This window comes from Sulfuricaulis sp. (assembly GCF_049587675.1).
In the GTDB taxonomy this organism is placed as follows: Bacteria; Pseudomonadota; Gammaproteobacteria; order Acidiferrobacterales; family Sulfurifustaceae; genus Sulfuricaulis.
In genome coordinates this window covers 1-5172 of record NZ_JBAVEJ010000021.1, presented here as the reverse complement: position 1 = coordinate 5172, position 5172 = coordinate 1, and the positions used below count along the sequence as shown (strand labels likewise).

General features: G+C 61.1%; 5 protein-coding genes. 4 read left to right on the top strand and 1 reads right to left on the bottom strand.

Annotated elements, in window-relative coordinates:
• Positions 1 to 231 (bottom strand): PA2779 family protein (locus tag WB402_RS00960; RefSeq protein ID WP_424204856.1); only part of this gene is annotated, 231 nt, incomplete at its 3' end.
• A 190-nt stretch (positions 232 to 421) separates the two neighbouring features.
• Here WB402_RS00960 and pepP point away from each other — a divergent pair.
• The 4 genes from pepP (at position 422) to WB402_RS00940 (ending at position 4953) form a co-directional block, all read left to right on the top strand.
• Positions 422 to 1723: a Xaa-Pro aminopeptidase gene (gene pepP / locus WB402_RS00955; protein WP_424204858.1), complete on the top strand. Its 1302-nt coding sequence runs from the start codon at positions 422 to 424 to the stop codon at positions 1721 to 1723.
• Complete coding sequence (gene ubiH, locus WB402_RS00950; protein WP_424204854.1) at positions 1723 to 2949, top strand: 2-octaprenyl-6-methoxyphenyl hydroxylase; 1227 nt, start codon at positions 1723 to 1725, stop codon at positions 2947 to 2949. Before pepP ends, ubiH begins: the two co-directional genes overlap by 1 nt.
• Before the next feature lie 3 nt (positions 2950 to 2952).
• Positions 2953 to 4185 carry a UbiH/UbiF/VisC/COQ6 family ubiquinone biosynthesis hydroxylase gene (locus WB402_RS00945; RefSeq protein ID WP_424204852.1) on the top strand — a complete coding sequence of 411 codons (1233 nt, stop codon included), beginning with the start codon at positions 2953 to 2955 and terminating at the stop codon, positions 4183 to 4185.
• 426 nt (positions 4186 to 4611) lie between these two features.
• Positions 4612 to 4953, top strand: coding sequence for a hypothetical protein (locus WB402_RS00940; RefSeq protein ID WP_424204850.1), 342 nt, complete (start codon positions 4612 to 4614; stop codon positions 4951 to 4953).
• Positions 4954 to 5172: the final 219 nt, after the last annotated feature.

Below are 5172 nucleotides of genomic sequence, written 5' to 3'. Positions count from 1 at the left end.
CGCCTGCACCTGCGCCGGATCGACGCCGCGGGCGAGAAGCTGGGCCTTGACGTCGTCGCGGTTGAAAACATCGCGCAGGCGCTCGCGGTCCTGTTGCACCTGGGCCGCGTTGACCACCGCCTCGGTGTTGATCATGCCGGCTTGCGCTGCAGGCAGATGCAGGGATAGCGCCAAAATGCCGAAAGCAACCAGATGGCTGACGGGTTTGGTGAGGCGGCGAAGCTTTTCCATTACCTTGGCTCCTGAAACGTGGAATGAAGGCGGTATAGCATAATTTAACCGCATTAGACCGGGTAATGGCGCCGGCCATTTTCGGTCATGGAAAAGATACCGGCTGTCGGATATCCGCCCAAAGGCGCGGGGATTATAGCAAGCCGCCGGATTCACACCAGCGGGCCCCGATTTTGGCATAATGCCCGATATGGACATGAAGGTTTTTGAAAAGCGCCGCGAGACGCTGATGAGCTATATGCGCGGTGGCGTTGCCATCCTTACAACCGCGCCGGTGCGCGTGCGCAATCGCGATGTGCATTATCCGTTCCGCGCCGATAGCGACTTCTATTATCTCACGCACTTTCCCGAGCCCGAGGCGGTGGCGGTGCTGGTGCCGGGGCGCGAACACGGCGAGTACATCCTGTTCTGCCGCGAACGCAGTCCGGAGAAGGAGACCTGGGAAGGCCGGCGTGCGGGGTTGGACGGCGCACGCGAGCTTTACGGCGCGGATGACGCCTTTCCGATCGACGACATCGATGAGATCCTGCCGGGCCTGCTCGAGAACCGCGAGAAGGTGTTCTACAGCATGGGGCGCTATCCGGATTTCGACGCGCACCTGATGAACTGGGTCAACGAGGTGCGCGGCAAGGCGCGCAACGGCGTGCACGCGCCGGGCGAGTTCGTGGACCTCGATCACCTCCTGCACGAGATGCGCCTGTTCAAGGGACCGGAGGAGATCCGGCTGATGAAACGCGCGGCGAAAATTTCCGCACAGGCACACCGACGCGCGATGCAAGTGTGCCGACCGGGCATGATGGAATACGAGATCGAGGCCGAGCTGCTGCACGAGTTCAAAAAAGGCGGCAGCGCGTTTCCCGCCTATCCGCCGATCGTGGGCGGCGGCGCCAACGGCTGTATTCTGCACTACACCGAGAACAACGCCGAGCTGAAACCCGGCGACATGCTGCTGATCGACGCCGGCGCCGAGATCGACGGCTATGCCGCTGACATCACGCGCAGCTTTCCCGTCACCGGCCGTTTCAGCGGCGAGCAGCGCGCAGTTTACGAGCTGGTGCTCGCCGCGCAAAAGGCGGCCATCGAGCAAGTGCGGCCGGGCAAGCACTGGAACGATCCGCACGAGGGCGCGGTGCGCATCCTGACGCAGGGCCTCCGGGATCTCGGCCTGCTCAATGGCAGCGTCGACGGACACATCGAGAACGGCGACTACAAGCGTTTCTACATGCACCGCACCGGGCACTGGCTGGGACTGGACGTTCACGACGTCGGCGACTACAAGCTCGACGATACCTGGCGGCTGCTCGAGCCCGGCATGGTGCTTACCGTCGAGCCGGGACTTTACATCGCCGACGCCAAGGACATCCCGGAGGGGTTCCGCAACATCGGCGTGCGCATCGAAGACGACGTGCTGGTCACGCGCGACGGCAGCGAAGTACTGTCGCGCGACGCACCCAAGACCGTCGACGAGATCGAAGCCTTGATGCGGCACTGATGACTACGCGCGCCGATTATGATGTCCTGATTATTGGCGGCGGTCTGGTCGGCGCCAGCCTTGCTTGCGCGCTGCGTCAGAGCGGCCTGCGCCTCGGCGTGATCGAGGCGGTTCCGCTCACGGCTTCCTCCCAGCCCGGCTACGATGACCGCACCTTGGCCCTGGCCTACGGCTCCAAACGTATCTTTGAAACCCTGGGCGTCTGGGAGTACATCGTTCCAGAAGCCACGCTCATCGACCGCATTCATATCTCGGACCGCGGCTATTTCGGCATCACGCGGCTCACGGCCGCCGAAACCGGGCTGCCGGCGCTCGGTTATGTCGTGCCCAGCCGCGCACTTGGCGCAGCGCTGCTCAATGCCCTGGAGGGTTCGCGCCAGATCGACTGGCTGTGCCCGGCGGAAATGAGGGATATTCGTGTTGCGCCCGAGTGCGCCACGGTCACGGTCCATCATGAAGGGAAGGACAAAATGCTCACGGCGCGTCTCGTTATTGCCGCCGATGGCGCGCATTCCGCGGTGCGCCAGGCCATGGGCATCGAGGCAGTGCGCACCGAATACCGTCAGACCGCCATCGTGACCACGGTCACGGCCAGCCTGCCGCATGGCAATACCGCGTACGAACGTTTTACTGACACCGGTCCGCTGGCGTTGTTGCCGCAACGGCAGAACGACTGCGCCGTGGTGTGGAGCGCGCGCGTGGAGGAAGTTAAGACCATCCTCGGCTGGAGCGATGCGGAATTTCTGCGCCAGCTTCAGGAGCGTTTCGGCGACCGGCTTGGCAGCTTCACGCGCCTCGGCCGCCGTGCTTCCTATCCGCTCGCGCTCACGCGCGTGCCGGAACAGGTGCGTCCGCGCCTAGCGCTCATCGGCAACGCCGCGCACACGGTGCATCCGGTGGCCGGGCAGGGCTTCAACCTGGGCCTGCGCGACGTGGCCGCGATGGCGGATATTCTCGCGGACGCGCAACGCACCGGCGACGATATCGGCGATCTCACGGTCCTGCGCCGCTACGCCGACTGGCGCCGGCGCGACAACCAGGTGATCTCGCTGTTCACCAACGGCCTCATCCGGATTTTTTCCAACAATATTTTTCCGCTCACGTTGCTGCGCAATGCCGGCTTGCTTGCCGTAGACCTGATGCCGGGCGTCAAGCGCAGTTTCGTGCGCGTCACCAGCGGGCTCGCCGGTAAACTTCCACGCCTCGCGCGCGGGTTGCCGCTGTAGGCCATGGCCGCCACGAAACAGAAATCTGGCGCCGCCTATGACGTATTAATCGTCGGCGGCGGCATGGTGGGTGCGGCGCTCGCTTGCGCGCTGGGAACTTCATCACTCAAGGTGGCCGTGCTGGATCGCGCGTCACCCGCCGCACCGGACAAGGAGTATGATCAGCGCGTCAGTGCCATCACGCTCGCCTCGCAGAGCCTTTTCGAAAACATCGGCGTCTGGGACGGCATGGTTCGTCGCCGGGTTTCGCCGGTGCGGGAGATGCAGGTGTGGAGCGAAGGCGGCAGCGGTTCAATTCATTTCAACGCCGCCGAAATCGGCGAGCCCTGCCTCGCCTGGATCATCGAAAACCGCGTCATCCAGACGGCTCTGATCGAGCGGCTACACCAGTTCACTAACGTTCATTACCTGTGCCCGGTCGAAGTCGCCGATATCACCCTCGCGGACAATGGCGCGGTGATTAAGCTGAAGGACGGACGCCTGTTGCAGGCGCGGCTGCTGGTGGGCGCGGACGGCGCGGATTCAGAGGTGCGGCGCGCGGCCGGCATCCATGCTCAGTCGCTCAATCTCAATCAGAAAAGCATCGTGGCCACGGTGACCACCGAAAAGCTGCACGAAGCCACGGCGCTTCAGCGGTTTCTCACGACCGGGCCAATTGCTTTTCTGCCTCTGAATGATCCGCATACCTGCTCTATTGTCTGGTCGGCCGATACCGCGCGTGCGGATCAATTGCTTACCCTCGCTGACGCCGCTTTTATCTCTGAATTGCAGGCGAAGTTTGGTGAAGCGCTGGGAAAAATTAAAACAGTCAGCCCACGTGCCGGATTTTCACTGGCGCTGTCGCACGCCAAGGCCTACACCGCGCCGCACCTGGCCCTGGTCGGCGACGCCGCACACACGGTGCATCCGCTCGCCGGGCAGGGCGTGAACCTCGGTTTTCTCGATGCCGCCACGCTCGCCGAAGTATTGCTGGAGGCCGTGGCAAATCAGAATAACATCGGCACCCATGCGGTGTTGCGGCGTTACGAGCGCTGGCGCAAGGGCGACAATCTCGCGATGGTTTCGATTACCGGAGGATTCCATTATTTGTTCGGGAATGATTTGCCGGGGGTGAGCCAGTTGCGGAATTGGGGGCTGGAGCTCACCAATGCGGCGACGCCCGTCAAGAATTTCATTATGAGAAGGGCGAGTGGGTTGGAGGGGGATTTGCCGAAATTGGCGCGCCGAGCGCTGTAATATTCTTTTTCATTCTTTCCTTGCAAAAGAGTTGCTGTCATTCCCGCGAAGGCGGGAATCCAGGGTTTAAATGGTATCGCGCGCCATGCGCGCGATCTCAAAACCTAATTGCGGGTGGCTCCGCCCCTGCACCCTGGGTTCCTTTTCTTTGCTCGTGCAAAGAAAAGGAACCAAAAGAAAGCACGCCCCGGAGCGCGCGACCCCTTCCTCCGTTCCTCGCCCCACCGGGCGCTCGCCAACTCGCCGGGCGCAAAATACGCGCCTCGGGCTCAAACACGGGCTCGCTTAACTACTCCCGGTGGGTCTGCGGTACTCGGCGCGCGCTACGGGGTCTGGAGCGAACCTTGCCAAGATATACATCTCGGGTCTAGGTTATACGTAAAAAGTGACATCTAAATTAAGTTTAAGTAGCTAAATCGGAGCACCGTGGATATCAGAGTGCTTTTTGTTGATTGGACGAGAGAACGGCTAATTAAGGCCGTCGGTTTGATATTGATGGTCTCATTTATTCTATTCGCTTGGCTAAATATTGGTGCCGGTCCTACTGAAGAAATAGATGGAACCGTAAGACAGCTAGGAATGGATACCGGTGTTGTATTCACGCTCTCGCGTGTTATTGCCACGGTTGAAACTGGAGACGGGGAAGCCGTGTCAATTGAAATCCCGACAACTGCCACAGTAACAATTGGTAGTAAGCTGATTTTAGAGAAAAGAAGCCGTTTACCTACAAGTGGTCACGAATATCGATTTGTGAGAATGGCGAAGTGAAAATAACACTATACAAGCACATCGAGCTGACCTCGGATCCGGCAGACACGGGCCCTCGGCTGCTCAAGCGTGGTGTTAGTTTTTTTTATCCCCGTCGGAGCGAGCCGAGCACCGAGCAAGGCCGGGAGTCGTCGCGAGACTTTTGATCGAGCCCGAGGCGCGTATTTTGCGCCCGGCGAGTTAGGCGAGCGCCCGGCTGAAGCGAAGCGCGCAGGGTAC